Annotated in this window: 28 protein-coding genes; 5 read left to right on the top strand and 23 right to left on the bottom strand. The window is 55.0% G+C overall.

Features of this window, described 5'->3' with window-relative positions; all coding sequences use genetic code 11:
- Positions 1 to 152 precede the first annotated feature (152 nt).
- From ABC336_RS25375 to ABC336_RS25365, 3 genes are all read left to right on the top strand, one after another.
- Positions 153 to 1,190: a permease gene (locus tag ABC336_RS25375; RefSeq protein WP_413241304.1), complete on the top strand. Its 1,038-nt coding sequence runs from the start codon at positions 153 to 155 to the stop codon at positions 1,188 to 1,190.
- Between the two features lie 39 nt (positions 1,191 to 1,229).
- Positions 1,230 to 2,177, top strand: coding sequence for a TIGR03943 family putative permease subunit (locus ABC336_RS25370; protein WP_413241303.1), 948 nt, complete (start codon positions 1,230 to 1,232; stop codon positions 2,175 to 2,177).
- A gap of 93 nt (positions 2,178 to 2,270) precedes the next feature.
- Positions 2,271 to 2,495 carry an alpha/beta-type small acid-soluble spore protein gene (locus ABC336_RS25365; protein ID WP_413241302.1) on the top strand — a complete coding sequence of 75 codons (225 nt, stop codon included), beginning with the start codon at positions 2,271 to 2,273 and terminating at the stop codon, positions 2,493 to 2,495.
- Positions 2,496 to 2,645: 150 nt separating this feature from the next.
- Here the strand turns inward: ABC336_RS25365 and ABC336_RS25360 are convergent, their stop codons facing one another.
- Positions 2,646 to 3,053 carry an O-methyltransferase gene (locus ABC336_RS25360; RefSeq protein WP_413241301.1) on the bottom strand — a complete coding sequence of 136 codons (408 nt, stop codon included), beginning with the start codon at positions 3,051 to 3,053 and terminating at the stop codon, positions 2,646 to 2,648.
- Positions 3,054 to 3,284: 231 nt separating this feature from the next.
- Between ABC336_RS25360 and ABC336_RS25355 the strand changes: the two genes are divergently transcribed.
- Entirely contained in the window at positions 3,285 to 4,538 is a 1,254-nt protein-coding gene (locus tag ABC336_RS25355; protein ID WP_413241300.1) for a methyl-accepting chemotaxis protein, read from the top strand.
- 87 nt (positions 4,539 to 4,625) lie between these two features.
- Here the strand turns inward: ABC336_RS25355 and ABC336_RS25350 are convergent, their stop codons facing one another.
- The 20 genes from ABC336_RS25350 to ABC336_RS25255 all read right to left on the bottom strand — a co-directional run bounded on the left by ABC336_RS25350 (position 4,626) and on the right by ABC336_RS25255 (position 23,673).
- Positions 4,626 to 5,594 (bottom strand): alpha/beta fold hydrolase, encoded by a 969-nt coding sequence (locus tag ABC336_RS25350; RefSeq protein WP_413241299.1) that lies wholly within the window; start codon positions 5,592 to 5,594, stop codon positions 4,626 to 4,628.
- A 194-nt stretch (positions 5,595 to 5,788) separates the two neighbouring features.
- Positions 5,789 to 6,505 carry a CAP domain-containing protein gene (locus ABC336_RS25345; protein WP_413241298.1) on the bottom strand — a complete coding sequence of 239 codons (717 nt, stop codon included), beginning with the start codon at positions 6,503 to 6,505 and terminating at the stop codon, positions 5,789 to 5,791.
- A 92-nt stretch (positions 6,506 to 6,597) separates the two neighbouring features.
- On the bottom strand, positions 6,598 to 7,749 hold the full coding sequence (locus tag ABC336_RS25340; RefSeq protein ID WP_413241297.1) for a DNA sulfur modification protein DndB: 1,152 nt from the start codon (positions 7,747 to 7,749) through the stop codon (positions 6,598 to 6,600).
- Complete coding sequence (locus tag ABC336_RS25335) at positions 7,749 to 8,894, bottom strand: DNA sulfur modification protein DndB (protein WP_413241296.1); 1,146 nt, start codon at positions 8,892 to 8,894, stop codon at positions 7,749 to 7,751. The genes ABC336_RS25340 and ABC336_RS25335 overlap by 1 nt, the downstream gene beginning before the upstream one ends.
- A 201-nt stretch (positions 8,895 to 9,095) precedes the next feature.
- On the bottom strand, positions 9,096 to 9,617 hold the full coding sequence (locus ABC336_RS25330) for a DUF2179 domain-containing protein (protein WP_020616103.1): 522 nt from the start codon (positions 9,615 to 9,617) through the stop codon (positions 9,096 to 9,098).
- Positions 9,614 to 10,510 (bottom strand): ectoine hydroxylase, encoded by an 897-nt coding sequence (gene thpD / locus ABC336_RS25325; RefSeq protein WP_413241295.1) that lies wholly within the window; start codon positions 10,508 to 10,510, stop codon positions 9,614 to 9,616. The genes ABC336_RS25330 and thpD overlap by 4 nt, the downstream gene beginning before the upstream one ends.
- Positions 10,511 to 10,571: 61 nt before the next feature.
- Complete coding sequence (locus tag ABC336_RS25320; RefSeq protein ID WP_413241294.1) at positions 10,572 to 10,955, bottom strand: ectoine synthase; 384 nt, start codon at positions 10,953 to 10,955, stop codon at positions 10,572 to 10,574.
- A gap of 35 nt (positions 10,956 to 10,990) precedes the next feature.
- Complete coding sequence (ectB, locus tag ABC336_RS25315; RefSeq protein ID WP_413241293.1) at positions 10,991 to 12,298, bottom strand: diaminobutyrate--2-oxoglutarate transaminase; 1,308 nt, start codon at positions 12,296 to 12,298, stop codon at positions 10,991 to 10,993.
- 61 nt (positions 12,299 to 12,359) lie between these two features.
- A complete protein-coding gene (gene ectA, locus ABC336_RS25310; RefSeq protein WP_413241292.1) occupies positions 12,360 to 12,869 on the bottom strand; it encodes a diaminobutyrate acetyltransferase in 510 nt (169 codons plus the stop codon).
- Between the two features lie 23 nt (positions 12,870 to 12,892).
- Positions 12,893 to 13,648 carry an ectoine/hydroxyectoine ABC transporter ATP-binding protein EhuA gene (gene ehuA / locus ABC336_RS25305; protein WP_413242607.1) on the bottom strand — a complete coding sequence of 252 codons (756 nt, stop codon included), beginning with the start codon at positions 13,646 to 13,648 and terminating at the stop codon, positions 12,893 to 12,895.
- 189 nt (positions 13,649 to 13,837) lie between these two features.
- Positions 13,838 to 14,503, bottom strand: coding sequence for an ectoine/hydroxyectoine ABC transporter permease subunit EhuD (gene ehuD, locus ABC336_RS25300; RefSeq protein ID WP_413241291.1), 666 nt, complete (start codon positions 14,501 to 14,503; stop codon positions 13,838 to 13,840).
- A gap of 3 nt (positions 14,504 to 14,506) precedes the next feature.
- Complete coding sequence (gene ehuC / locus ABC336_RS25295; protein WP_413241290.1) at positions 14,507 to 15,160, bottom strand: ectoine/hydroxyectoine ABC transporter permease subunit EhuC; 654 nt, start codon at positions 15,158 to 15,160, stop codon at positions 14,507 to 14,509.
- Between the two features lie 3 nt (positions 15,161 to 15,163).
- Positions 15,164 to 16,099 (bottom strand): ectoine/hydroxyectoine ABC transporter substrate-binding protein EhuB, encoded by a 936-nt coding sequence (gene ehuB, locus ABC336_RS25290; protein WP_413242606.1) that lies wholly within the window; start codon positions 16,097 to 16,099, stop codon positions 15,164 to 15,166.
- A 671-nt stretch (positions 16,100 to 16,770) separates the two neighbouring features.
- Entirely contained in the window at positions 16,771 to 17,574 is an 804-nt protein-coding gene (locus tag ABC336_RS25285; protein ID WP_413241289.1) for an alpha/beta hydrolase, read from the bottom strand.
- Positions 17,553 to 18,482: an aldo/keto reductase gene (locus tag ABC336_RS25280; protein ID WP_413241288.1), complete on the bottom strand. Its 930-nt coding sequence runs from the start codon at positions 18,480 to 18,482 to the stop codon at positions 17,553 to 17,555. The genes ABC336_RS25285 and ABC336_RS25280 overlap by 22 nt, the downstream gene beginning before the upstream one ends.
- Before the next feature lie 13 nt (positions 18,483 to 18,495).
- Entirely contained in the window at positions 18,496 to 19,488 is a 993-nt protein-coding gene (locus tag ABC336_RS25275; protein ID WP_413241287.1) for a Gfo/Idh/MocA family protein, read from the bottom strand.
- A gap of 129 nt (positions 19,489 to 19,617) precedes the next feature.
- Complete coding sequence (locus tag ABC336_RS25270) at positions 19,618 to 20,733, bottom strand: TolB family protein (protein ID WP_413241286.1); 1,116 nt, start codon at positions 20,731 to 20,733, stop codon at positions 19,618 to 19,620.
- Complete coding sequence (locus ABC336_RS25265) at positions 20,717 to 22,237, bottom strand: sensor histidine kinase (RefSeq protein ID WP_413241285.1); 1,521 nt, start codon at positions 22,235 to 22,237, stop codon at positions 20,717 to 20,719. The genes ABC336_RS25270 and ABC336_RS25265 overlap by 17 nt, the downstream gene beginning before the upstream one ends.
- Positions 22,238 to 22,242: 5 nt before the next feature.
- The gene (locus ABC336_RS25260) at positions 22,243 to 22,929 is read right to left on the bottom strand and encodes a response regulator transcription factor (protein WP_413241284.1); all 687 of its coding nucleotides are present in this window, start codon (positions 22,927 to 22,929) and stop codon (positions 22,243 to 22,245) included.
- A 162-nt stretch (positions 22,930 to 23,091) separates the two neighbouring features.
- On the bottom strand, positions 23,092 to 23,673 hold the full coding sequence (locus ABC336_RS25255) for a thioredoxin family protein (RefSeq protein WP_413241283.1): 582 nt from the start codon (positions 23,671 to 23,673) through the stop codon (positions 23,092 to 23,094).
- Between the two features lie 166 nt (positions 23,674 to 23,839).
- Here ABC336_RS25255 and ABC336_RS25250 point away from each other — a divergent pair, with 166 nt between their 5' ends.
- Positions 23,840 to 24,823, top strand: coding sequence for an aldose 1-epimerase (locus ABC336_RS25250; RefSeq protein ID WP_413241282.1), 984 nt, complete (start codon positions 23,840 to 23,842; stop codon positions 24,821 to 24,823).
- A 676-nt stretch (positions 24,824 to 25,499) separates the two neighbouring features.
- Here the strand turns inward: ABC336_RS25250 and ABC336_RS25245 are convergent.
- Entirely contained in the window at positions 25,500 to 26,231 is a 732-nt protein-coding gene (locus tag ABC336_RS25245; protein ID WP_413241281.1) for a nucleoside phosphorylase, read from the bottom strand.
- A gap of 4 nt (positions 26,232 to 26,235) precedes the next feature.
- Positions 26,236 to 26,913 carry a sulfite oxidase-like oxidoreductase gene (locus tag ABC336_RS25240; protein WP_413241280.1) on the bottom strand — a complete coding sequence of 226 codons (678 nt, stop codon included), beginning with the start codon at positions 26,911 to 26,913 and terminating at the stop codon, positions 26,236 to 26,238.
- Positions 26,914 to 26,918 lie beyond the last annotated feature (5 nt).

Below are 26,918 nucleotides of genomic sequence, written 5' to 3'. Positions count from 1 at the left end.
CGTTCTTCCAGTTGCAGGGCAGCCCGTTACCCGACGGGTTGTTTTTTTATGTTCCTTTACCCAAGTTCCCTCACAGGATTGTCCTATAGACGCCTATTCGAGCATAAGCTATACTATAAATCGTAATGTTTACAAGAAATGAGGCGGATGTATTGAATACCTTCCTCCTGCGGATCCTGCCCCCGCTTACGCTCGGCTGTCTCGGATTAGTCGTCATGATTTTTACCGGCACCCAATTCTCCGACCTGGCGGCCTGGCGTGTAGATGGGGCTCATGTGCAATCCTTTAAGATTATGTTGCTCAGTCTCATCCTGGAAGCATTTCCGTTCATCCTGCTCGGGGTGCTGTTCTCCTCGGTGATCCAGGTGTTCGTCTCCGACGATATGATCCGCCGATTTACGCCTCGGCACGCTGTCCTCGGCGTCCTGTTCGGCAGTCTGCTCGGTATCCTGTTCCCGTTATGCGAATGCGGCATGATCCCCGTCGTGCGGCGGCTGATCCGCAAGGGTATGCCTGCCTATATCGGGATTGTTTTTATTCTGGCTGGCCCTATTATCAATCCGGTGGTCTACACCGCTACCTTTGCCGCCTTCCGGTCGCGGCCCGAGATCGTCTATACCCGGATGGGACTGGCCTTTGTCGTATCCGTTATGATCGGCTTGCTGCTGTACCGCTTCATGAAGAACAACCCGCTGCGCGAGCCTAGAGCTGCTGTGTCCGCTCATGCCTTGCATCAGGCCCATTCTCATGATCACGCACACGGTCCCTCCGGCAAACCGGGCAACCGATTGAGATCGATGCTGTCCCATGCTTCAGACGAGTTTTTTGAGATGGGCAAGTATCTCATCTTCGGTGCGATTCTGACAGCCCTGATCCACACCGGTCTCAGCCGCGAAGTGCTGATCGGGATCGGCGATCATCCCTGGTTTGCGCATGTGTTCATGATGGGCTTTGCCTTTATCTTATCGATTTGCTCGACTTCTGACGCTTTCGTCGCGGCATCTTTTGCAGGAACCTTCGGCGGCGGCTCGCTGCTGGCCTTCCTCGTATTCGGTCCGATGATCGATCTGAAGACGACGCTGATGCTACTATCCGCATTCAAGACCAAGATCGTATTATGGGTGATTGCCTTGTGCTTCGTTCTTGTGCTTGCTGGCTCGATTGTGACGGAACGGTTGTTCTTCAATTAACTAAGTTATGCATGTTTATAGAGAGGAGATGGATATCCAATGACCCTTGACACAGAAACCCGACGCCGTCTTGCTCATCAGCTGCTCCGGGCAGTCATCCTCGCTGGTTTTGCTTTTTTGATCGTCCAGCTTGACAGGAATGGCAATCTGACTCTGTACATCGCCCCCCGCATGACCATGTACGTGAAGCTGTCTGCGCTTGCTCTGTACGCCGCCGCAGTGTACCAGTTATTTGCCGCGCTGCAGTCGTGGATGGGGCGTAGCGCAGCACCAGACTGTGATTGCGACCACACCCCCTCGCCTTCGCGTCTAAAAAACATGATCGTGTATGGCTTGTTTTTATTCCCGCTGCTGCTCGGCTTCCTGCTCCCTGATACACTGATGGGCAGCATGCTGGCCGCCAAAAAAGGGATGAGTCTCAGCGGTTCGGAAAGTATCAATCGTCAAGCCATTGTCCCGGAGCCGCCGGCGGCAGGGCCGAAGACGCAGCCGGATCCGGCAGCGCAGGCCGACCCTGCCGCGCCAGTCGACCCGCTCGATGCGCTGTTTCCGGCCGACATCTATACAGAGTCCTATGCCAAAAACGCCAAGAAGCTCTACCAGCAGGAGCTGATCGAGGTAGAGGAGAAGCAATTTATCGAAACGCTGACCACCCTCGACCTGTACAGGGAGCACTATATAGGGAAAACTGTGCGGATCAGCGGCTTTGTCTATCGGGAGAGCGCGATGCCGCCTGACCAGTTCGTCGTCAGCCGCTTCGCCATGAATTGCTGCTCCGCCGACTCGATGCCTTACGGACTGATGATTCGTTACGCGAATTCCGGTACATTTGAGGATGACAGCTGGCTTCAGGTAACTGGCACGCTCGAGCTGACAACGTACAATGGCAATGAAGTCATGATCCTGCAGGCCACTGCTAGCAAGCCGATCCCGCCATCTGATACACCGTATGTCTATCCCGATTATGACTTTGGGCTTGATTTGTAATTAATTGGATTCTTCTCCTTGTGATTCCTTGCAGTATTGGTCGCATAGAATTTTCCGCTGTGACCATACTAAGGGACAAAGGAGGTGACTTCCATGTCTAATCAATCCCGCAGCAGCAACTCTTTGGTTGTACCGCAAGCAAGCGCGGCGCTTGACCAAATGAAGTTCGAGATTGCCCAGGAGCTCGGCATCCAGATTCCGCAAGATGGTTACTACGGGCATATGACGACCCGCGATACAGGTACGATCGGCGGTTACATTACCCGCCGCCTGGTGCAAATGGCTGAAGAGCAGCTGGCAGGCCGCTTTTCCCGATAAGGATTTTCCCCTTCCATGAACATAGAGCATTGAACTAAAATGGCGATATGCGGGTTAGCCCGCGTATCGCCATTTTTTTATACTTGCTGCAGCAGCAGCAATGGGGGCTGCTCCGGCGCTTTCGGCCTTCAGCAGCTCTCCTGCTCCTCTTTAATTGGTCTCCCGCAGCTGCTTGTTCTTGGGCGACTGGTAGCGGAACATCCCGCTCGCCGCATTGTAATTGGACTCGAACTGGACGCTCGCCGTCCAGGACTTCGCCTGCGGGCGCACGGAGAAATCGTACATAATCTCGCCATGTGTCCAGCTGCGTTTATAGCGAAGTGCATCGATCGCCATTTGTCGGAACGCCATGACCTGTGCAGCTGTGAGCCCTTTCTCCGTATGTTCTGTCGCACCGTTGCGGAATTCGATTGGATTGTGGCGAATTCCATACTTGCCGATTGCATTATTGCGGATATGTATAGTGACCGTGCCTGCAATCGCATTCGTTAACTCGTCTTCCAACTGACGAAATACATAATCGATCTGTCTAGCCAATGGTAGTCCCTCCAAATTCATCTTTATTCACTTCCTTTCATCCTTTTTTTCTTGATGTTGCCATCTAGTTCTTAAGACTCATTATAAAACCGTCAAAACTATAAAGCAATTGTTTTTTACGGCAAAAGTCTCACTAATCCGGCCATTTTCGATCTTTTTCGTGCGACTGCAAGATTATGGCGCGCAATTATAGACCTATAACGACAGGTGATGCTATAATATGGCTATTCTAACAAAAGAGGAGCAATGACTATGACGTGGATGAAATCATTGTCCATCCGTAACAAAATTTTGTTGGGCAGCTATGTGATCGCCGCCTTGTTCTCGCTTGCCATCGTCATCGTTACCCTTGTAAGCGGAGGCAGCCTGTGGGTCGGTCTATTGGTCATTGCGATCGTAGCCGCTCTCACTTTTCCAATTACCCGGCTCATTGAGAGAGCGCTTACAGAAACAATCGACGAGATGACGTCTGTCGCGTTTCGCATTGCCAAGGGGGATTTCTCGCAAAGAGTGGATATCACTTCATCCGTGGGCGAGCTTGGGCATTCCTTCAACAGTATGATCGACAAGCTAAAGGAAATTCTCAATGAAACGTCCGGCATAACCCGCCATGTATCCGATACGACAAGGAACATCTACGAAAAAAACCAGCAGCTGAAGCAGGTGATGGAGCAGGTCGCCCAATCATCCGGCGAGCTGGCCACAGGAGCTAACCAAATCTCCGAGGATGTATCCGGCATGAGCGAGTCGATCAGCCAGATCGAAACGATGGTCACCGGTTACGCCACCTCCACCAGGCAGATGAACGAACGTTCCGAGCAGACGCTGGAGCTGGTCGCCAAGGGCAAGCTGGCCGTGGAGAGCCAGACGGAGGGGATGCGCAAAAACGTCGAGGCAACTGCCGTCGTAGCCAGCACGATCGAGGAGTTGGCCAGACAGGCGAACGGGATCACCAAGGTAACCCACTCGATCTCCGAGATCGCCGAGCAGACCAATCTGCTCTCGCTCAATGCTTCCATCGAGGCGGCGAGGGCAGGCGAGCACGGCCGGGGCTTTGCTGTCGTCGCTCAGGAGGTCCGCAAGCTGGCGGAAGAATCGGCCAGTTCAACCAAGGAGGTATTCGGGCTGGTACGCAGCATTGAGCAAGGGGTCCAGCAGGCGATTGCCAATATCGCGGACAACGAGGAAGTCGTTCGCCAGCAGAACGACATGATCCGCGAGACGGAACAGATCTTCCAGGAAATCGTCAACAGCGTGGAGTTTATCGGGACCCAGATCGCGGCATTTACCAAAGAGAGCGACGCGATGCTGGAATCGGCACGCCAGATCTCCAGTGCGATCCAGAGCATCTCCGCCATCACCGAGCAATCTGCAGCAGGCACCGAAGAGGTCTCGGCTTCCATGAATGAGCAGATCGCATCCGTCCAGGATGTTGTCGACGAGACGACCAAGATGCAGCAGATGGTGGGTAAGCTCCAGCGGACGATCTCCGTCTTCAAGCTCTAGGTCTGACTGATACACACATAGCCACAGCCCGTTGTTACATAAACGGGCTGTGGCTATTTGGACATTCGCTTGCGGCGTTACGCAGACCTACTGCGCTTTTGGTTCCAGAAAAAATTGCACGGTCTTATCCATAAAGCCCGGCAGATGCTCGTGCCCGAAATCCGGGTAAATCTCCAGCCGTTTGGCCGACTGAATCTTGTTATAAGCGGCGAATTGCGTCGAAGGCGGGCATACCGTGTCCATCAAACCCACTGCCATCATCACCTCTCCTTGAATCCGGTCCGCGAGATGCTGGATATCGATATAGCCCAGCCTGGTGAACCACTCATCCTCGCGCAGATGCTGCGGATCATGATGACGGAAGAAATTGCGCAGCTCCTGATAGGCATCCTTCGCCAGATCCATCTGCCACACCCGCTTGTAATCAGATAGGAACGGGTACAGCGGCGCAAGCTTGCAGATCCTCGGCTCCAGTGCGGCGCAAGCGATCGTCAGCGCCCCTCCTTGCGAGCCGCCCATTGCATAAACGGCATTCCTATCCACTTCAGGCAGTTCCAGAGCGATCCCCGCCAGTTGGGCCGTATCCAGGAAGATGTGTCGGAACAGCAGCTGATCGGGATCATCCTTCAGCCCCCGTATGATATGACCATTCAGGGTTGTCCCCTGCACTCCGCCGGTGTCCTCGGACAGCCCGCCCTGCCCCCGGCAGTCCATCGAGAGCACGGAGAAGCCCAGGGAAGCGAGCGCCAGCTTGTCGTACCAGTCCCCGGAGTGCCCGCTGTAGCCGTGGAACTGCACGATGGCCGGATGCTTGCCGCTTCTATGTGTTGGCCTGACATATTTGGCATGGACACGTGCCCCGCGGACTCCGGTAAAATACAAATCGAAACATTCTGCATTCGGGGTTTGAAATGAGCTGGGGATAAGTTCAACTTTGGCATCAACCGCTTTCATTTCATTCAAAGCGCGCGTCCAATACGCATCGAAATCATCCGGCTTCGGGTTGATTCCCTCATACTGGTGCAATTGCGCCAATGGCAGATCGACTAATGGCATGTAGTTCGTCCTCTCAATCAGTGATTATGTAAATTCATGACCATGTTACTCCGATCCTGTGCAATTGTAAAGTACATAACCCCACAAAGTGCGGCTAGGCTTCGAAGCGTACTCAGGTACTTTGCGGGGGCCCCGGAAACATAAAAAAAGGCCCCTCTCTTCGCAGGGAAGAAAGGGACCGCCCGGTGTTACAACTAACCTGTAAAGTGCTGCACCCATTGGTTGTTATAGAAGCCGACGCCGATCTTCGTAAAGTTAGCGCCCAGGATATTAGCCTTGTGGCCGGGACTGTTCATCCAGGCAGTGACGACTTCCTGCGGCGTCCGCTGGCCGCTGGCAATGTTCTCGCCCGCATAGGAATAAGAGATGCCGTACGAACGCATCATATCAAACGGCGATCCGTAGGTTGGCGATTGGTGAGAAAAATAATTGTTATGATACATGTCCTTGGCTTTGTCCAGCGCTACACGACTCAGGGCCGCATCGGAAGCAAGCGGAGCCAGGCCGGCTTTGCTGCGCTCCTGGTTGACGAGGCTGACGACTTCGGCAGCATATGCGCTATCCTGGCTCTGAGCACCTGTGTCTGCCGGTTGCGAACCGGTGTTGCCGGTGTTACCGTTACTGGCCGGAGGTGTTACGTTATCGGCCGGCTGCGAAGGCGCAGTTGCATCCTGCGGGATACCAGGATTTTGCAGCTGCGGATACGATTCGAACAGCTTTTGCAGATCGATGCCGTACTGCTGGCCTATTTGATCGAGCATATTCTGATTGGTCATTTTGTAGAATTGGAAAGTTTGAACCTGAGTGTTCCCCGCAGCTTGAGCGGCTCCTCCACCCGTTACTGCTCCAGTGAGCAGCATACCAGCAGCCAGCACACCTGCAAGCGAGCGACGCAGCTTACGACTATTCATAGATGAATTGCCTCCTCTGATGATAGTTTGGATACGTCTTGTACCCGACGTCTACCATGGTAACATGGAACAGAGGAGGATTCATGCCATAATTATTGGGAAACCAGGTAACGCTCCCGCAAATAATCAGCCATCTTGCTATGCTTGCGCATCGATTTCTCATGCACCAGGTTGAGCTTGCCGTTGTCCAAACGGCCGAAGCGCTCACTCAGCTCTGGATTGTCGTGCGACCAGTCCATCCCCTGGAGCACTTGAAGACAAGCCGTCCATTCCGGATTGTAAACACCATCAACATACAGGAATTCATGTGCGTATAATGCAATCGATTCCTGCACGACCCGATTGGAGGAAATATATCGCGACTGGCCGGGCTGATCCGGCATATGCGGCAGAACCGCGTTCAGCAGTTGGTGGAGGATCTCCATATGTGCTGCGAGATCGCTGCGGATTCGGCGCGCAAGCTCGTAGGTGGGCTGCATTTTGCCGGTGAAGAGCAGCGTTGCCGTAGCGTATAGCCAGCTATAGCAAGTGTAGTTTTTGTTGAATGAGGTCAAGTTATTACGCTGCTCGATACCGGCTGCCTTCAACTGCTCGTTGTGCTCCGCTACTTGCTGCAGGACGAGGTTAAGCGGATCTGTGGAGTCAAAGGAATGGCCCAGCTCTTTGCTGACCAGCTGAACTTTGGCATTGATGTCGCCAAACAGCTGCCTCTCCTCTTCCTCGCTCAAACCGATGTAGAGTTGTACGGACAGCTCACTCTCATTGAGATCCAGCCGCCGTGTCTCGAGCTCAGCCAACAGTCCCTCCGTCTGGGCAAGCTCCTCTGCCAGCTCGGCGTTATCCGGCTCCCGCCTGCATTGAAGCTTCAATTGAGACGCCCTTTTGTCGTAGCGCCGGCTTTCCTTGAGCAGCTGCTCATTGACGTAGCCAAGCGCGACGATCCGATGCTGTCCATCGAGGATGCTCAGTTTGGAGCCGTGCTTGAGCAACAGCGATTCTCCATCCTTGGCCAAGGAACTGACGTCACGCAATGAAAGCGTTACCGTACCAAAAAACACGCGGTCCAAATCCCGCTCCTGCAGATAGGCAGCGATCTTGCGACGCTGCAGCGTACTTAGCTTGCGCTGCACCATGGGGTCAATGGTCGTATAATTCAACAGATCCTGCACCTTCAGCGATACCGTCGCCAGGCCGAAGCGTTCGCAGAAAGGGTGGATCGCCATCATCAGCCGCAATCCGTCCATTAGCTCGCCCCCTCCTTGTCTTCGATAAGAAACATATGCTGTTCTTGGAAGAAAGTTTGCACATGCTGATAGGCTTTCATGATGCGGCTCCTGCGCGGCAAGCGGTCTTTCTCGTCCGCATGATAGATGGTGTGCCACTGCACATGAGGCAGGATCTTCATCGCATACTCGAGATGATACGGATTGAACTGCGACGTCTTGAAGGCTTCCTCGTGGAAGAACAGTCCCAGGGCAACCTGGATATTCTCCGACCAGCAGAGCTCGCCCTTGCCTGGTTCGGGTAAGTAGGCAAGCAACAGCTTCATATAATGGGAAGCTTGATCCAGCGCACGTTCCAACTCCTGTTCCGTATAGTGATACCCATTATGGCGTGCAGCGGCTTTTAGCCTGCCTTCGAAGAGAGCAATAAGCAGCTCGATAAGAAGCGCATACGAGAATAAATAATCCGGTCCCTTCCCTCGCTCGGACAGCATATCTACCGGAATCCGGCCCATCACCTCGTATTCTTCGACCAGGCGGCTGGCCATGATATGATAAAACCGTCGCTGATCGCGCATGACCGCCAGATTGCCGCCGATCTTGCGCGGCAGCTTGTTGATATCGGAGAACAGCTGCCTCTCCTGCTTAGCGTCGATATCCCGGTAGATCATGACCGACATCGGAAAGTCGTACAGCTTGCGCAGCTTGGTCGTGATCTCTTCCATGCGCTCGTACTCCCGCCTGTCCTTCGCTCTGGCCATATTGCTCTGCAGCATCTCTGTCAGCCTGCGGAATGCTGCCAGCCGATGCTGACCATCCACGACATAGCATTTCTCCATGGGCTGCAGATAAAGCGCCCCCGTCTCCTCGTCATAATGTCCTGCCCCGCGGGCGGAGAGCAGAATACCGGGAAAGTAAATCGTCTGGTCATGATCCAGGTACAGCAGTACATAATCCATCAGTCGGGACAAATTCTGGGGGATCAGCTGTCGTTGAACCTCCAGATCGATCTCATAGATCTGAAAAAGCTTGCTCATGGGCAGCGTCGTGGACAATGTCGCTTGTCCGAAGGTCCATGCCGTCGTTCCCGGCACCTCGATAAGGGAAGCATGCTTCTTCTGTGAGATCAGATCCGCCAAGGATGAGATAGATTCCAAGCTTTTCACTCCTTTGACTATGATGACTTCTTTTGATTACCAATTATATCAAACTTTACAATGGGACAACATATCCAATTTTCTATGACCTTTTTCCCGCGGACAGCGGGCCCCTTGGATAGCTATGCGATTGCGGGGCAATATATGTATCGCACGCCTGCAACAGCGCAAAAAGGCCTCTGCACATGGCAGAAGCCTCTTGCTATTGCTCTATTTGTTCGTCAATCGCACCCAGAAGCCGCCCTTGAATTCTTTGGGCTCATGTGAGATCACGAAAGCTTTAGGCGAGAGATTGCGGATGCTTTTCATCAACCGCTTCTCATTGCTCCGCTTTACCAATACTTGCATCACTAAGCGCTTGCCGTCCCGGCCGTCAGCCGCCCATGAGGACACGCCATATCCGAGATCCCGCAGCTTGTTGGGCAGCTCCACTTCGAGCTCGTCGACGATAACCTGGACCACCAGATAACCGAGCGCCAGATACTCCTCGATCCTGCTGCCCAGATATACACCGATGCCGAAGCCGATACAATAAGCCGCCATATTGACCGGATTATCCAGATTGGACAATACCAGGTTCAAGCCCGTGAGATAGACGAAAACTTCCGCCATCGCCAGAAAGGAGGCTGCGCCTCTTCGGCCTTTGATGACCAGAATGAGACGCAGCGTAAATATGGAGACGTACACCATATTGATGACGATGATGGTACCGACAAGCGTCCAGGAAATCATTGTTCCCGTGTAGCGATGAACTCCGGTCTTGGCTTTTGTCCGGAGAACGGCTCGACGATCCGGTTGTCGACATGATTATAGACAAGGAACACGTTGCTCCGCGGAAGCGGTGTAATGTTGCTGTTGGAGCCGTGCATCGTATTGCAGTCGAACAGCAGGATCGAGCCAGCTTTGCCTACCGCAGTATCGATACCGCCTTCTTTCACCAGTTCGGTCAAGCTGTCCTGATCCGGTACGCCGTACTCCTGACGGCGCAGCGACTCTTTGTAATGATCATCAGGCGTCTGACCGATGCAAGTGATGAATTTTTTGTGCGATCCCGGCACGACCATCAACGCGCCATTATAATCGTAGTTGTCTTCAAGTGCGATAGAACAGCTAAGCGCACGCATGCTCGGCATACCGTCCTCCACGTGCCAAGTCTCAAAATCAGAATGCCAGTAGAACTCCTTGCCGTTGAAGCCCGGCTTGTAGTTAATGCGGGATTGATGAATATAGGTTTCACCGCCCAGCAGGTAAGAAACGATCGCTTGCAGTCGCGGATGCTTCGCTACAAGACTGAATACCGCGTTGCTTTTATGAATCGCAAAGATCGAGCGGACTTCCTTGCTCTCTGGTTCGAGGATGACTTCGTCCACCGGATTGTCCTTGAACTTCTCCTGCAGACGGCCGAGCTCCGCCCGCCAATCGGCAATCTCCTCGTCGTTGAAGAAGCTGTCCAGCAGCAGATAGCCGTTTTTCTCATAGAACTCGGACTGCTCTTTGGTAAGGGGACTGTTCGGCGTCCATTCGGAATAGACGACAGGATCTTTGCGCTCCAGAACTTCCGGTTTGTCACTCACTCGGGAAGGGTACTTATCGATCTTGTTTGGGGTTTGAACAGTTGAACTCATCGTTTAACATCCTCCTTCTCATTGTATAAAAATTTCTGGCCAGTGCAGCTGCGTATCCAAATCAGTCCGCAGCGACTGGGTAGACGCCCTCGGCATCGTGAACTTCCTGCCCGCTGAGCGGCGGATTGAACACGCAGATCATACGCATCGTTTTGGTGGCCCGCAGCAGATGCTTCTCGTGCCCATCCAAGGCGTAGATCGTGCCCGGCCGGATCGGATATACCGGTCCGCCTTCAGGCTCGATCTCGCCTTCGCCCTCGATGCAGTACACCGCTTCGACGTGATTTTTGTACCAGATCAGCGTTTCCGTGCCTGCCTTGATCAGAGTATCGTGCATGGAGAAGCCCATCCCGTCTTTCTTCAGCAGCAGGCGCCGCGAATTCCACGTTTCCGTATCGACATCGTCCTTCGTATTCAGGACGTCTTCCAGATGCTTGACGATCATGTATTCTCACACTCCACTAAGTTAGTTGATATTTTTTATTGCAGCACAGGCTGCATGACTTCATTCATAATCTCTTCCATTGCTTCGGACACCAGGGCCAAGCCGCGCGCCAACACATCGGACTCGATCGTCAGCGGCGGCATAAGTTTGGCAACCTCGTCCTTAGGACCGGAAGTCTCCATGATAATGCCGCGCTCGAAGGCAGCTTTGCACAGCTTGCCGGCCTGCTCAGGTTCATCGAAAGCGATCCCCAGGATCATCCCTTTGCCCTTCACATGAGCACCGCAGTCTGGATGAGCGGCGATCATCTTCTCCAAGGCTTGACGGATCATCTCGGATTTGGATTTCAACTCCGCTTCCAGCTTACCGTCCTCCCAATAGCTGAGCGCTTCAGCAGCCGCAACGAAACTCAGGTTGTTGCCGCGGAACGTGCCGTTATGCTCGCCTGGATTCCATTTGTCATATTCAGGCTTGATCAGGGTCAGGGCAAACGGCAGACCAAAGCCGCCGATCGACTTGGAGAGGCAGACGATATCCGGTTCAATGCCGGTATTATCGAAGCTGAAGAAGCTGCCTGTGCGGCCGCAGCCCATCTGTACATCATCGACGATGAGCAGGATATCCTTCTGCCGGCAGATCCGGGCGATCTCTTTGAGCCATGGCGTGCTTGCGCGGTTAAGACCGCCTTCGCCCTGGACTGTCTCGAGGATGATCGCTGCCGGGATCTCGACCCCGCTGCCGGGATCATCGAGCATCTTCTCCAGATACTGCGCCGTATTCACACCTTCACCCATATATCCGTCATAGGGCATGAAAGCTACATTATCTAGCGACACTCCGGCACCTCCGCGTTTGAACTTGTTGCCGGTAGCGGCAAGCGAACCGAGCGACATGCCGTGGAACGCGTTGGTGAAAGAGATGATCCCTGTCCGGCCCGTTACTTTGCGGGCGATTTTGAACGCGCTTTCCACCGCATTGGTCCCTGTCGGACCGGGGAACATCACTTTGTAGCTGAGATCACGCGGCTTCAGGATTTTATCGTTGAACTGCTGCAAGAAATTCTCTTTGGCATGCGTTGCCATATCCAGGCTATGTGTGATCCCGTCGTCAAGCATATATTCAATCAGCTTCTGCTTGATTTTCGGATTATTATGTCCGTAGTTAAGCGCGCCCGCTCCTGCGAAGAAATCAATGTATTCATTTCCGTTCGTATCCCATAGTCTGGCGTTTTTGGCTTTATGAAATACAGTAGTGAAATTCCGGCAATAGCTGCGCACCTCGGATTCCATATCCTCGAACACTTGCATGGACGGTTTTTCTTCACTCTGGTTTAAATAATTCATCTAATCACTCCTTTAAAATACTGAAAACCGAACTTTCCAAACTTGATACAAGGTTATTCTCCTAAGCTTGCGGGAAAGGACCGATGCGCAGAAGCGGCTCGGCTTCATGCGACTGTCCCTCCGGAAACATCTCGGGGCCGTAGCCGTCTTCGATAATCTCCCGGATGGACACCCGATACGACTCGGCAAAGGATTGGAACAACCTGCGGGATGCGGCATTGGACGGGCTCACAGTCGCTTCTACGAAACGCAGCGGCTGGGGATGCTCGCGCCGCAGCAGCTCCTCCAGCATCGATGAAGCCAGTCTGCGGCCCCGCATCGCGGGATCGACAGCCGCTTGCCAGATGAACAGCGTCGAAGGCTGTTCCTGGCGGTAGAAGCCGGAGATGAAGCCAACGATCCGGCCTTCCTCCTCTGCCACTACGCAGCTCTGGCTAAACGCATCGCACAGCAGAAGATAGCAATATGCCGAATTGAGATCCAATGTGCCTGCCCTGCGGATCAAGTCATATACCTTCGTGCCGTCTTCCTTTACCGGCTGCCGAAGCGTCAAGCTTGCTACTTGGGACATGGCTTGTTAACCCCTTTTTCTCATTATTTGATACGTTTAAGGAACGTCTGCAGCCGCTCGCTCTGCGGATTCTCGAAGATCTGCTCGGGCGGCCCCTGCTCCACAATCAGGCCGTCAGCGCCGAAGACCACTCGATCGGCTACTTCTCTTGCAAAATCCATCTCATGAGTGATCAGCATCATCGCCATTTCGCCTTCTTCGGCAATCTCCTTGATGACCTCCAGCACCTCGCCAACCAGCTCCGGATCAAGTGCCGACGTGACCTCGTCGAACACCATCACCTTCGGACGCATCACCAGCGCCCGTGCAATGGCGACCCGCTGCTTCTGACCGCCGGAGAGCTTCGCTGGATAGACGTCCAGCTTATCCTCAAGACCGACCTTGCGCAGCATCTCCACAGCCCGTTCATGAGCCTCTTCCTTGGAGAGACCAAGCACCTTGACCGGCGCCTCAGTGACGTTGTTTATGACTTTCATGTGCGGGAACAAGTTGAAATGCTGGAACACCATGCCGATCTTGGTCCGCATCCTGTGCAGATGCTTCTCGTTCGCCGGCACGAGCTTCCCTTTGTGCTCCATATGCCACAGATGCTCGCCCTCGACCTCGATCGTCCCCGACGTCGGATGGTCAAGCGTCATGAGCATCCGACCCAAGGTCGTCTTGCCGGAACCGCTGGGGCCGATGATGGCGATCTTCTCGCCGGCAGCCATCTCCAGGTTGATGCCATGCAGCACCTCCAGATCGCCAAACGACTTTTTCACATCGGTATATTTGACCATCGGTGCACCCGTTTGTTCAGCAACTGTGAGCTTGTCGGCCGTTGCGGGTGACGTCTGCGGCTGTATTTCCATCGTTGTGCCCAACCTTTCCACCCCCTGTTCGTTTGATATATAACCATCTATCCCTATCGATAAACGTTAATTTTGTGTAAAACTTCACCTTATCCGGTTAATCGGACAAGACGCTGTTTATTTGCTCTGCCGCTGCGCCATTTTGTATTCCAGAAGACTGACAAGCGCTGCGAGCAGCAAGCTGATGATGAGGAATAAAATACCTACCAGCGTATACGGCTCTGTTGGCCGCCAATCACGGGAGACGATATTTTTCGCCCGCGAGAGCAGTTCCATCACCGTGATGGCTGCCAGCAGCGGCGTCTCTTTGAAGACGACGATCAGATAATTGCCCATAATCGGCAGGATCGGCGGCACCGCCTGCGGCAGGATAATACGCGTCCAGGTCTGCTGCTTGGAGAAGTTGAGCGCACGCGCAGCTTCCCATTGCCCCTTCTCCACACCATCGATGCCGGAGCGATATACCTCAGCCAGATAAGTGCTGTAGTGAAGCCCGAGACCGATAATCCCTGTCATGAAAGCGGTCATGGTGATGCCAAAGGACAGAGGCAGTGCATAGTACAAGAAAAATAATTGAACCAGCAGTGGCGTATTGCGGACAAATTCAATGAATCCTGTGACTGCCATCCGAATGATGCGGAACCGGGAACGTCCCAGAACAGCTAGCAGCATCCCAAATGTACAGGCAATCAGAAATCCGAAGAGCGTGGCCAGCAGTGTTGTCCCGATTACATCAAGCAGCAGAGGCAACACGGACCATGCATATTCCCAACTCCAAATCATGCTTTACAACCTCCCCGCTGACATTTTGCGCTCGAACAGCCGGGCGGCATACGAAATCATCGAGGCCAGGATGAAGTAGATCACAAGCAAAGTGAAATACAATTGCGTACTCTGCTGAAAGTACAGTCCGCGCAAAATATCCGCTTGCTGCACCAGATCGGCCATACCGATAAAGAATAACAGGGAGGATGCCTTCAACAGCTCGATCATAAGGTTGTTGAAGGGCGGAATCATCCGGACTAGCGCTTGAGGGAAGATAATCCGGAACATTCGCTGGGCGGGAGTCATATTAAGCGCCCGTGCCGCCTCCCATTGTCCTTGGGGTACGGCCAATATCGAGCTGCGGACGATCTCCGAACCAAATGCGCCGTAATTCAGGCCTAATGCCAGCACGGCAGCCATGGTTTTGGATAGCTCGATATTCATATAGGGAAGAACGTAGTAAATCCAGAACAGCAGCACCAGCAAGGCTATACCGCGAAAGGTCAGCACATAGACCAGCGCCAGACCTCGGATTAATCTAAATTTAGACAAGCGGCAGATACCCGTCAATGCCGCGAGCAGCAGAGCCAATACTGCGGCGAGAACGGTCACTTGTACAGTCGTGAGCGTCCCCTTCCACAGCAATGGCATCCACTCCAGCCAATAGTCAATCATTGGTTACCCGCACAGCTCCGCAGCGGTCACATCGCCCGGCAGCTCTTCTTCGGTAAATCCGAACTCTTGGAGAATCTCCAGCAATTGCCCGGATTCTTTCAGCTTCTCCAATTCTTCGTTGAACGCTTCTACGAACTCAGTATCCGCTTGACGGAAAGCAGATGCGCCGTAGCCTCTCACACTCTCGCCATCAATAACCGGTTGTTCAAACCCTTCGACACGCTCCAGATTGTCATCGCCTGCAGCATCCAAGCGGGATTGCAGTGCCGGGCCAGTCATCGCCATAGCGTCCACCCGGTCAGCCTGAAGCGCACTCACGGCTGCATTCTGATCCGGTACAACGACAATTTGATCTTCAGGTACCCCCATTTGTTCCAGGTACTCAATTTCCACCGCACCGGTCATAACCGCGACCTTTGCTCCACTGTTTGCAATATCTTCATAGCTGTTCAAACCCAGCGGATTGCCCGTCTTCACGGCAAGCGCCTCGCCGATGCTGTACTCCGGATTGGCAAATGCCACTTCCGCGCAACGGTTCGGGTTGATGAACATGCCAGCTGTAATCATATCAAAGCGACCAGCCTGCAGACCGCCGATCAATCCGCCGAACTCAGTCATCTCACCGCGCATTTCATCAATGCCGAGGTTGCTCAGGATGACCCGGGCGATTTCGACCGCTTCACCAGTCAAGGTACCGTCCGCTTCCTGATACGCATAAGGAGCTTCGTTAGCGAACCCAACGTTGATGTAGCCCTGCTCTCTGGCTTTTTCCAGCGTGCTCTCTCCGTCACTTGTCTCTGCGCCATTCTCGCCGTTCGTCTCATTATTTTCCGATCCTGGCGGCGGCGGTGGCGGCGTCGACGTCTCCGGCAGATTGTTGCCATTATTGGAGCCGCAAGCTGCTAACACCATCATCACTACAAACAAAACTAACAACATACTCTTCTTCACTTTGTTCTCACTACCCCTCTTTATTTTTGAGGAGATGACGAGCATGTAACGGCTCACACATCTCCAAGCGCAGCAAGGATTTTCCCGCATTCCAGAGCTTTACATCGCTTCTCAGCGTCTTGGAAGCTCACTTGGGACTCCCCCGCGCAACAACACTAATAATGCTAACATGTATCCGGTGGGAGGTCATTTCCAGTAAACTATCATAATTCAAGCGATTTCATGCTGACTTGGTAAGAGAAGGGTTCTGCTACCTTCATTCTCTTTATTCCTCCCTTATCTTCCCGTATGTTAGCAATTACAACGGTTTACCCCCCATCATAATTATGTTATTAGACCGATTGCGGGCGAGTTAAACAAAGAAAAATCAACAAACTGACCTATAAAACGATCAATTTGTTGATTTTTCGTTTAATTTGATGAAATTTGAGCATTTTTAGGCTTGTTCACCTTTGTAACGGGTGTAAGAGCAGGTCTTAAGGCCAGCTCTTGCTTATAATTACCCGTTCTGCCCGTTTTGAATCAGATCCGGCAAGGTGAAACGGCTTCGCCTAAGAGTTTTGCAAAGCAAAACTGGCTTCGTAAGCACACGGCGTCGCAAGTTTCATTCCGGAGAAATATAAGCCAAGCAGATGTCTAAAACATATACGCTTACTATTTCAAAAATGATGGCCTGCCAGCCACTGGCCGCATACGCGGCTCCACCCAGCGATATGCGGATCATCTGAAGCAAGCCCAAGCCCATGGCCGCCGTGATCGTAGACGTGGAGATCAAAAGGGACCCCGGCACGACTCAAAGCGGCCGCAAAGAACAAGCTGTTCTCGACAGGAACCCCGGCATCCTCAGATGTGTGCCACAAGAAGGCTGGCGGGGTGTCTTGGCCCACGTGGAGCTCATTGCTCAGATGAGCGATCTGCTCCTCCGTCGGTACGCTGCCCAGCTGATTGCTGCGGGATCCCTCATGTGTATAAGGGTCCTTCATCGTGATGACAGGATAGCACAGCACGATCAGATCCGGACGGGAAGAGCACCGGTCGATCGGATCCTCGGCTGACGGATCGCCGCTGTCGTGACGCGTGCCGGCAGTAGCCGTCAAGTGGCCGCCTGCGGAGAAGCCGAGCAGGCCGATCTTGCCCTTGTCCAATCCCCACGCAGTAGCATGATGGCGGACGTAGCGGATTGCCCGCTGGGCATCCCTGTAGGCCCAAGGATACGAATAAGGGGCGACTCGGTAACGCAGGACGAATGCCGTAATGCCCAAGCTGTTCAACCATAACGCGATCGGCTCTCCTTCGTGATCAGCCCGCCTCGCATAGCCGCCGCCGGGGCAGACGATCACAGCCGACGTCGCCCCGGCCGCCAGGTAGGGGGTAAGCGCAGGGATGTCTTCCGGATCCGCGCCGCGAGCGCCTGGCGCCCCGCCTGGCCACAAGATGTGATCTACGCTCTCAGATCCAGCCATTTGATCTCCTCCGGCGTCAGCTTGATCCGGGTCGCCTCACTGCAGGAGATCATCTCCGCCTCGTTGCGGGGACCGATCAGCGCAGCAGTCGGGAACGACTGGTTCAGTACATAGGCCAGGGCGATCTGGATCGTCGTAACGCCTTTCTCGCCGGCCATCTGCTCGGCTCTCCGGTAACGCTCCCAGTTATCGTCGCTGTAGAATACACGGACGGTATCCGCATCGGAGCGATCCTCCGGGGAAAATCGGCCGGTAAAGAAGCCTCTGGCTTGCGAGGACCAGGAGAACAGCGGCAGTCCGGTACGCTCATGCTCGGCCAGGAGCGCTTCGTCAACACTGATCGCGTCCTTCCAGTAAGGCTCATTGGCTTTGGCCAGACTCAGATTGGGGCTGTTGAATTCGAAGCCCCGCAGTCCGTGCTCTGCCGCGTAGCGGTTGGCCTCCTGCAATCTCTCCCATGTCCAGTTGGAGGCGCCGAATGCCAGGATCCGGCCGGCTTCCACGTGGCTGTTGAGGATCTCCAGCACTTCTCCCACCGGGACTGCCGGGTCGTCGCGGTGCAGCGCATACAGGTCGATGTAGTCCGTGCGCAGCCGTTCCAGACTGATACTGAGCTCTTCGTCGATCGCCTGCTTGTTGACCCGGTTGCCGTCTTTGTTGGGATGGCCGCCTTTCGTCCAGATATTGATGTCCTTGCGGTTGCCCCTCTCTTCCACCCACATGCCGAGCGCCTGCTCGCTTTTGCCGCCGCAATAGATAAATGCCGTATCGATCGTATTGCCGCCGATGGCGACATAGGCATCCAGATTGGTGCTGGCCAGCTCATAGGTTTCCGGCGTGAAATAATCCGATCCCATAATCAGCGTGGACACGCCGTTGTGCAGGCCGGGAATGGCAATCTGTTTCATTGGTTATTCCTCCTCATGATTGGATCTGTACGCGCTGACGCTCATAAGCCGAGCGCAGACAGGCGTCGATGGCTTTCATATTGGCTATGGCGTCGTCAGGTGTGAACCTGTTCTCCGCCTGCTTCCACACATGGGCTGCAAACGTATCCGCTTGCAGGGCGTATTGATTTAGCTCCGGCTGTTGCTCCTCGCGCCGCCCTTGCTTCGTCTCGACGAAGACATGCGGCGAACCGATGAAGGCAGACGGCACCTCGATACGGCCTTCGGTCCCGAGCACCTCCAGTGTATTGCGGAAGGCTGCCCACATGCCGCAGTCGAAGGTCAGTGCGCGGCTGTCCGGGAACTCGAGCAGACCGGAGGCCATCATGTCGACATTGTCATGTTCGGGAGAGATGAGGGCATGGACCGTAGCGGCCACAGGCTCGCTGCCATAGATCAGGCGGGCCGCACTGATCGGGTAGCAGCCGACATCATAGATCGAGCCGCCACCCCACTCGCGTCTGAATCTCACATTGCCTTCAGACGACGCACTATTAAAGGTAAAGGTGCCGTGGATTCCCCGCAGCTCACCGATCTCCCCGCTTGCCACGATCTCGCGGATCCGATCGTAGCGCGGATGATGGCGGTACATAAAGGCTTCCGCCAGATGCACGCCTTCCTCTGCAGCGCACACAGCCATTGCCGTCGCTTCCTCCGCAGTCAGCGCGATCGGCTTCTCGCACAGTACGTGCTTGCCCGCTTGCATCGCCCGGATCGACCATTCCTTATGAAGATGATTGGGGAGCGGGATATAGACGGCATCGATGGAAGAATCTTCGAGGAGCGCCTCATAGCTTCCGTAGACCGCAGGAATGCCCAGCTTCTCTGCCAGCTTGCCTGCCTTGTCCGCATCGCGGCTGGCAATCGCGGCGGCTTCGCCGGTCTCCGACGCCTGGATGCCGGGGATGACGGACCGCTCGGCGATCCCGGCGCAACCGAGGATCCCCCAGCGTAATGTTCTAGACACTTGCTTCAGCTCCTTTTCAGTAGGTTCTGAATCCTATTATAGAGCAGCCCGCGCCAGAAGGATATAAAAGTGTTTTCACGCCGATGTAACGATATTCATTTCAAGCCAGCACAGCAAACACGCTGCGGCTCATGACCGCAGCGTAATAATATAGGTGACCGGCTCGTTACTGTTGCCCTTTCTGACAAAGGCAGCCGCCATCAGTTGGTCCCCCGAGGGGCTCCATTGGAGGCGGTTAGAGAGACTTTCGAGCTCGATCGTGACCTGTGTCACCTTCCCCGTGACCACATCGGCCACGAACAAACCGCTCGTCCCCTTATCCGGATTGATCAGATTATAGGCCAGACGGGTGCCATCCCTGGACCAAGCTGCACCGAAGATTTGCACGGCTTTGCTGAGCCCGAACTTCTCTCTGCCTTCCAGATCGGTGATCGACAGCTGCATCTCACGCTCACGGGTGCGATTGACCAATGCGAGGGATTGCTGATCCGGTGAAGGGATAACCCATATCGCTTGATCGTCCAACAGTTGCGGCGCTTCGTCTCCCTCTTGGACGTATAACTGCTGCCCTCTGATGTAGTACAGCCGATCCCCGAAGAGATGTACGTCAGACACGGTCAGGTCTTCCGTATCCGCTGCAACCTCCGTTTGACCATACACGTCGGCGAGGTAGATCTTGCCTGACATCGTCGGGAACAATACATGCTCGCTGTCGATCCAGTTCCCCTCATAACCAAGGATGAGGTCATCGGGTCCCTGCGATTCCGTTACCGGCAGCACCTTGCCCGTCTCCATATTGCGAAGATATCCGAAGCCGAGCGACTCCTCCATCAATTTGAAGAACAGATGCTTCTTGTCCGGAGAGAGCATGCCTGCATCCTGATCCCGATCGCTTGGCAGCAGGACCGTCTGCTCCTGATCTGTCAGATCATGGAGGATCAGATTGACCGGATAGCGGGTGTTGCCCTCAAGCACCAGCGGTGTACGGTCGGTGTTGGCCTTGCTGGCCAGGATCGTCTCCTCGTCCAGCCAATCCATCCCTCGTACATCCGGCACTTCCAACAGACGCTCGACCACGACCTCGCCTTTCGTCCCTGGGGCGGGTTGTTCCAATACGGTGATCTGTTTGTCCTGTCGCTCGATTACCTGACGGTCAGCTTGGCGCTCCGCTCCGCAGCCTGCCGTTGCCAGAACAAGCGCAGTCGAGAGTACAGCTAATATGATATTGTTAATGCCGCTCTTCATCCGATCCCTCCTCTCTTGGCGGCTCATCCAGCATCTGATGCAACGGCAGACGCACGATAAAAACCGATCCTGGCTGCTCCGGCGTGCCGTCTCCCGCCATTACATCGAGCTCGCCCTGCAGTTTTTTTATGACCTGGCTCACGAGCGCCAGTCCAAGACCGCTGCCGCCCGATTGGCGGGACCGGTCCTTGTTCACCGTATAGAAGGGATCAAAAATCCGCTCCCTGGCATCCGGCGGAATGCCAATCCCCGTATCCCTGACCCGGATGACCGCCATTCCTTCTTCTTGGCCGCACTCGACCGTGATCGATCCGCCCGGAACATTGTATTTGACCGCATTGTCCAGCAGATTAATAAAGATCTGGATGATGCTCTCCCGGTCCGCCCAGATCACCGCAGGCGACAACCGTTCTCTGATCGTTAGTCCGTGCCGCTGCGCTTTGCCCGTCATCCGGAGGCACAGCTCGGCCAGCAGCTCGCTCATATCCAGCGCCTCTTGCTCTTGCTCGAACTCGTAACGCTCCAGCGCAGACAGGTGCAGCACCTTCTCCACCATTTCCTGCAGCCGCTGCGCTTCCTGGCCGATCTGCGCATGCGCCTGGCGGATCAACTCCGGGTCGTCGTCATACATGCCCATCAGGTCGACATAAGCCTTGATGGAGGTGAGCGGTGTCTTGAATTCATGGCTGATGTTGCCGATAAACTGTTTTTGCTGCTGCTCAAGCGATTGCAGCTTGGCAACCGCCAGACGCAGCTTGCGCTGTTCATCCTCCATCACCCGGATATTCTGCTCAATCTCTCGGCTCATATGAAAGATACTCTCCCCCAGCTCGCTCAGCTCATCTCTCCCGTTTACCGGCATACGCTTAAGGAAGCGGCGGCGCCGGATCTCTCCGGCAGCGTCCCGGAGCCTGTAGATTCTCGCCGCCAGCCGGTTGAAAAACAAGTAGCCAACCAACAGTCCGCCCAAGGTTACAGCAGCCCCTGTCAGCAGAAACAGTCGTTCAATCCGTTGCTGGAATTGGTGCTGGTCCGTCAGCGAATAATGGAACTGCACAACGCCCATCTGACCGGCAGAGCCGGTCAGCGGTGCCAGATAATCTATCGCTTCGGCCGAGGACTGATAGGCGATCCTGCCGGAGAGCGCATAACCAAGCGCCTCGCCGATATCCGTGTCGTTCACCTGGAACAGGGAGTTGCCGACCGGCTCACCCTCCAAGTTATAGATGACTACCGGGAGTCCGATGAGCATGCCGACACCGTTCGCCAGCTCCTGGCCGTGCAGACGGAGGAATGTCTGATCCTCCATCCGCTCGCCGAGCAGATAGGTCTGCCGGACGCGCAGATTGGCGATCTCGCTATGCTGGAGCAGGTCCTGCTCCAGCTCATCCAGCTTCTGCCGCTCGATGCCTTCCATGACCAGCACGCTGAGCAGCCAAGTGGTCATCGCCAGCAGCAGTACCAGCCCAAGTCCGAGCTGGACCTTGAGACTGATACGCCGCATCCACCTCATTGCAGCGCGGCAGCCCGGTAGCCGATCCCGTAGACGGTCTGCAGCAGCTGATGGTACGGCTCACCCAGCTTCTTGCGCAGACGCTGCATATGGATATCGACTGTCCGGGTACCGCCGGCATAGTCCAGACTCCAGACCAGATCGAGCAGCTCATCCCGTGTATAGACCCGTTCCGGATGGGACAAGAGCAGCACCAGCAGGTCGAATTCCTTGGGCGTCATCTCTACCGGGACATCGTCAATCTTAACGGTACGGTGCGGCACTTGGACAGTCAAGCCGCCGAAGGCAATATCCGCCGGCTTCTCCTCTTGTACCGCACGCTCCATCCTGCGGAACAGCGCTTTGGTCCTGGCCAGAAGCTCCCTCAGATCAAAAGGCTTGGTCATATAGTCATCAGCGCCAAGCTCAAGACCGAGAATTTTGTCCACGATGTCGTTTTTTACCGTCAACAGGATGATCCCGAGACCTTGCCGGTTCTCCAGCTTTCGACAAACCTCATACCCATTCAGCTTGGGCATCATGACATCCAGGATGAGGACACGCGGCTTGAACTCAGCTGTCTGTCTAAGCGCATCCTCCCCATCGTGAGCCACAGCCACGGTATAGCCTTCCCGCCGTAAGGCGTAGGCTACTGCGTTGGCTATGCTCGCTTCGTCATCTACGACCAGTATGCGATGTTCCATAATGCCAGCCTCCGTCAGTTTATATTTACTATATCCTCTCTGTATCTCTATAGTACGTCTGGATTGTTTCGGAATTGTAACCTTTAGAGAGGTTGCCTTCATTATAAATGGCCCATCTTGCCTGTTGTCAGCAAAATGGGCCTCACTTGAATTTATAAATAGTTACACTAAATCACAAGCTTCCGCAGGCATCCAATGCGCATCCTGACCGTCCCACTTCACATTGCAGCCGATCGGATTGGTCAAGGGGACGCTTACCGGTTGACCGGACAGATGCTCCATTAGCGCCCGGTCCAGATCATTGACCTCCATCTTCGAAGTCTCGCGTGGATTGTCGACTCCCCGGCCAGTATAGATCAGTTTGCGATCCTTGTCGAACACATAAAAATGCGGCGTTCGCAGCGCACCGTAAGCCTTTGCGACTTCCTGGCTTTCATCGCGCAGGTAGACCCACGGGAACTGCTGCTCTGCCATCCGCTTCACCATATGCTCATACGAATCGTCTGGATGCGTATTCACACTGTTGGCATTGATGCCGACGAACCGAACGCCTTGTTCTTCATACTTGAGGGCCGTCGCCCGTGTCACCTCATCGGAGCCAACAACGAAAGGGCAGTGGTTGCACGTAAAAAACACGACAAGTACATCTGCATCTGCAAAGCTGTCCAGCGAGTAGCGGTTGCCGTCTGTCGCAGCAAGCTCAAATGCCGGAGCCTGCTCGCCGATGGTCAAAGTAAAAGACATCTTTTCTTCTCCTCCTGTCCGTCGCCTGTCAAAAACGATGATGGCGGTTTCACTTGGAGTATAGCAGACTGGCCTTTCATTCAGCAAGACAAGTCGCAGGCTTCATTATATAATGATACAAGATCGGAAGACCGGTCCAATCCACAACGGAGGAGATGCAAGCGCAATGACCGCACCTGTTATCGAACGAATCGACTATCTTGGAGAACCCGCCGTGCTCGTACATACGTCTGAGCTGAGCGGTATTATCGTGCCTGGCTGGGGCAGCAACCTGATCAGCCTCACCTGGCGCGAGAGCGAGCTGGAGCTGCTGCGCACGCCGGACAGTGCCGAGGCTTATCATGCCAAACCGCCGCTGTACGGAACACCGGTATTGTTCCCGCCCAACCGGATCGAGGACGGCACATTTACGTTCAATAACCGCACGTATACCTTTCCTGTGAATGAAGCAGAGCGTGGCAATCATATCCATGGCGTGCTGATGCGCTCGGCATGGGAGCTTAGCAAGGCCGAGGTCGAAGGCGATGAAGCTGTCGTCGAGACGATGATCGTCTCGGAGAACGTGCCTGCTGTCTTCGCAGGTCTGCCGCACCGCTTTACGGTGACAATGAGCTTCGTCTTCAAGGGTCCCGCTGTAAGCATTCGCTTCGCGATTGACAATCGTGACGAGGAGCCGCTGCCCTGGGGGCTCGGCTATCACACCACCTTCCGCTTCCCGTTCTCTCCCGAGGGCAGTCTCGCGCGCTGCACCTTCCAGCTGCAGGCTGACCGGCGCTGGACACTTAACGATCGCAACCTGCCTACAGGAGAGATTACCCCGATCGCTAACCAGACTCAGTTGAATGCAGGCATGACAGTAGAAGGCGTATTGCTCGATGATGTTTATTCGGCCACTGCCGGGGCGCCCAATGAAGCGGTCATGACCGACCCCGATGCCGGCCTCGCTGTAACTTATCGCTGCGATGAGCAGTTTGGCCACTGGGTCATCTATAACGGAGACGGCCAGTCAGGCTTCCTCTGTCCCGAACCGTATACGTGGGTGACCAATGCGCCCAATGTGCCGTTGTCGGACGAGCTTACAGGATTCCGCTCGCTCGCGCCGAGAGCGCAAGTGAGCACCTTCACGGAGATCGCTGTACGGAAAGTGTAACATCTGCCTCAAAACCTTCGTGCGTACTTCACACACTATCGCTCAACTTTCGGCACTGGGCTAAGCTGCTTGAATGCGGCGCCGGGCTGGTGCGGCGAGCAATGACAGGGGGCGTCGGATCGCCGCCATGCTGCCGACCCCGACATGCCGGGAACTGCTCGCCGAAAGATAGTTTTGGTCATGCAGTGATTCCCCGCCTGCACCGGCAGCGAAACGTTGTACCATCGAAGTGAACACGATATTTCGTATTTATTTCGCGTGATAGGAGAAAAATGACGCAACGAACACGATATTTCGTGCTCATTGCGTCATTTTTGCCCAAATCGGTCAAACGAATGCGAAAATTCATATTCGTTTGGCTAGGGTGGACGCAGTAGGCCGAGCAACGACCCTTTTTGCCGCTATTGCCTCGCAACTGCCCACTTCGAACGCTGCAACGACCCTTTCTGCCGCTATTGCCTCGTAACTGCCCACTTCGAACGCTGCAACAACCCTTTCTGCCGCTATTGCGCTGCACCCCCGACTTCGAACGCTCCAAAGACCCTTTCTGCCGCTGCTGCCTCGTAACTGCCCACTTCGAACGCTGCAACGACCCTTTTTGCCGCTATTGCGCCGCATCTGCTCTAGGACGCTTCGCTAGCAGACCGACCGGCAAAAAAATTTGCCGGGGGCGGTCTTAGACCGCCGCTCCGGCAAGCTTGTGCACCGCCCGCAGGGCAGCCTCGATCTCCCGCTCGACAGCGAGCGCGACAACATCGGTATGCGGATCGTACTCGGCCGCCAGATCGGCGTCCGCGTAACCGTCCAATGCTACGATTGCTCCGGCACGGACGCCGCGCAGCGAGGCGATCACATAGAGCGCCGCGATCTCCATCTCGACAGCCAGCACCCCTGCTTGCTTGTACTGGCTGTGCGGGATCTCCAGAGCGCCTGCGAAGAACACGTCCATCGTCACCGTGATGCCCCTTTTGACCGTACCGCCTCCCGCCACCGCTTCTTCATAGAGGGCTTGGGATACGTCATGGTCGGCTACGGCCGGATAACCGTGCGGGACAAGCTGGTGGGTCAGGCCTTCGGCGCGCACCGCCGCCGTGCTGACGATCAGACTGCCTGCCGGCGTCTCGCTGGAGTAGGAGCCCGCCGTCCCGACTCGGATCAGTGTCGTCACACCCGCCCGGATCAGCTCCTCGAAGCAGACAGCCGCGCCGGGCGAACCGACGCCATGACTGACGACAGCCAGCTCCGTCCCGTTATACTTGCCTGTGAATGTGCGGTATTCGCGGCTGAAGGCCAGTTCCCTGGTGTCCTCCAGCTTGTCTGCGATCAGCTTGGCCCGGCCGGGATCACCGCAGACGATGGCAAAGGACGGGATCTCTTCGCTATTTACTTGCAGGATTGGCATCAGCATCGTGTCAATCGAACTCCTTCCGTACCCACTCGTCTTCGGGGATCGGCAGATCCTCGCCGGAGAACCGCTGTTCCTCGAACGGATCAGCCGTATTATGAAAGCCGTTGCGCTCCCAGAATCCCGGTCGGTCCTCACGCATGAACTCGATCCCGCGGATCCACTTGGCGCTCTTCCAGAAATACAGATGCGGGACAATCAGCCTCATCGGCCAGCCATGCTTGGGAGTCAGCGGCTCCCCGTCGTAATGGGTGGCCAGCATGACATCGTCTCTCAGCAGGTCGGCAAGCGGCAGATTCGTCTCGTAATCCTGATCCGCGTGGATCATCACATAAGCGGCTTCCGGCTTGACGCCGAGCAGCGGCAGCAGGTCCGTGAAGCGGATGCCCTCCCACGCCGTATCGAACTTGGACCAGCGGGTGACGCAGTGGATATCGTTCACCTGCCGTGATCGCGGCAGCTGCATCAGCTCGTCCCAGGCGAAGCTCCGCTCGGTATCCACTTCCCCGAAGACGCGCAGCGACCAGTCGGCAAGATCGTACTCTGGCACCTCGCCTTCATGCAGGATCGGGAAACGCTCCGTCAGCATCTGCCCCGGCGGCAGCCGGTGGGCGAGCGAAGGATCAACGTTGACAGCCGGAGAAGGCTTGGCTTTCTTCAGACGTTCAGCTTTGCCGTGTTGCATGTTAA

Origin of the sequence: Paenibacillus jepli (genome assembly GCF_047238105.1) — a bacterium.
GTDB lineage: Bacteria > Bacillota > Bacilli > Paenibacillales > Paenibacillaceae > Paenibacillus_D.
The sequence above is the reverse complement of the archived record's forward strand: the minus strand, read 5'-3'. Positions and strand labels throughout refer to the sequence as shown.

Coding starts and splice junctions, on each gene's coding strand:
- ABC336_RS25370 (WP_413241303.1), top strand. CDS start 1,230: ATGACCCTTGACACAGAAACCCGACGCCGTCTTGCTCATCAGCTGCTC.
- ABC336_RS25365 (WP_413241302.1), top strand. CDS start 2,271: ATGTCTAATCAATCCCGCAGCAGCAACTCTTTGGTTGTACCGCAAGCA.
- ABC336_RS25360 (WP_413241301.1), bottom strand. CDS start 3,053: ATGAATTTGGAGGGACTACCATTGGCTAGACAGATCGATTATGTATTT.
- ABC336_RS25355 (WP_413241300.1), top strand. CDS start 3,285: ATGACGTGGATGAAATCATTGTCCATCCGTAACAAAATTTTGTTGGGC.
- ABC336_RS25350 (WP_413241299.1), bottom strand. CDS start 5,594: ATGCCATTAGTCGATCTGCCATTGGCGCAATTGCACCAGTATGAGGGA.
- ABC336_RS25345 (WP_413241298.1), bottom strand. CDS start 6,505: ATGAATAGTCGTAAGCTGCGTCGCTCGCTTGCAGGTGTGCTGGCTGCT.
- ABC336_RS25340 (WP_413241297.1), bottom strand. CDS start 7,749: ATGGACGGATTGCGGCTGATGATGGCGATCCACCCTTTCTGCGAACGC.
- ABC336_RS25330 (WP_020616103.1), bottom strand. CDS start 9,617: ATGATTTCCTGGACGCTTGTCGGTACCATCATCGTCATCAATATGGTG.
- thpD (WP_413241295.1), bottom strand. CDS start 10,510: ATGAGTTCAACTGTTCAAACCCCAAACAAGATCGATAAGTACCCTTCC.
- ABC336_RS25320 (WP_413241294.1), bottom strand. CDS start 10,955: ATGATCGTCAAGCATCTGGAAGACGTCCTGAATACGAAGGACGATGTC.
- ectB (WP_413241293.1), bottom strand. CDS start 12,298: ATGAATTATTTAAACCAGAGTGAAGAAAAACCGTCCATGCAAGTGTTC.
- ectA (WP_413241292.1), bottom strand. CDS start 12,869: ATGTCCCAAGTAGCAAGCTTGACGCTTCGGCAGCCGGTAAAGGAAGAC.
- ehuA (WP_413242607.1), bottom strand. CDS start 13,648: ATGGTCAAATATACCGATGTGAAAAAGTCGTTTGGCGATCTGGAGGTG.
- ehuD (WP_413241291.1), bottom strand. CDS start 14,503: ATGATTTGGAGTTGGGAATATGCATGGTCCGTGTTGCCTCTGCTGCTT.
- ehuC (WP_413241290.1), bottom strand. CDS start 15,160: ATGATTGACTATTGGCTGGAGTGGATGCCATTGCTGTGGAAGGGGACG.
- ehuB (WP_413242606.1), bottom strand. CDS start 16,099: ATGTTGTTAGTTTTGTTTGTAGTGATGATGGTGTTAGCAGCTTGCGGC.
- ABC336_RS25285 (WP_413241289.1), bottom strand. CDS start 17,574: ATGGCTGGATCTGAGAGCGTAGATCACATCTTGTGGCCAGGCGGGGCG.
- ABC336_RS25280 (WP_413241288.1), bottom strand. CDS start 18,482: ATGAAACAGATTGCCATTCCCGGCCTGCACAACGGCGTGTCCACGCTG.
- ABC336_RS25270 (WP_413241286.1), bottom strand. CDS start 20,733: ATGAAGAGCGGCATTAACAATATCATATTAGCTGTACTCTCGACTGCG.
- ABC336_RS25265 (WP_413241285.1), bottom strand. CDS start 22,237: ATGCGGCGTATCAGTCTCAAGGTCCAGCTCGGACTTGGGCTGGTACTG.
- ABC336_RS25260 (WP_413241284.1), bottom strand. CDS start 22,929: ATGGAACATCGCATACTGGTCGTAGATGACGAAGCGAGCATAGCCAAC.
- ABC336_RS25255 (WP_413241283.1), bottom strand. CDS start 23,673: ATGTCTTTTACTTTGACCATCGGCGAGCAGGCTCCGGCATTTGAGCTT.
- ABC336_RS25250 (WP_413241282.1), top strand. CDS start 23,840: ATGACCGCACCTGTTATCGAACGAATCGACTATCTTGGAGAACCCGCC.
- ABC336_RS25245 (WP_413241281.1), bottom strand. CDS start 26,231: ATGCTGATGCCAATCCTGCAAGTAAATAGCGAAGAGATCCCGTCCTTT.
- ABC336_RS25240 (WP_413241280.1), bottom strand. CDS start 26,913: ATGCAACACGGCAAAGCTGAACGTCTGAAGAAAGCCAAGCCTTCTCCG.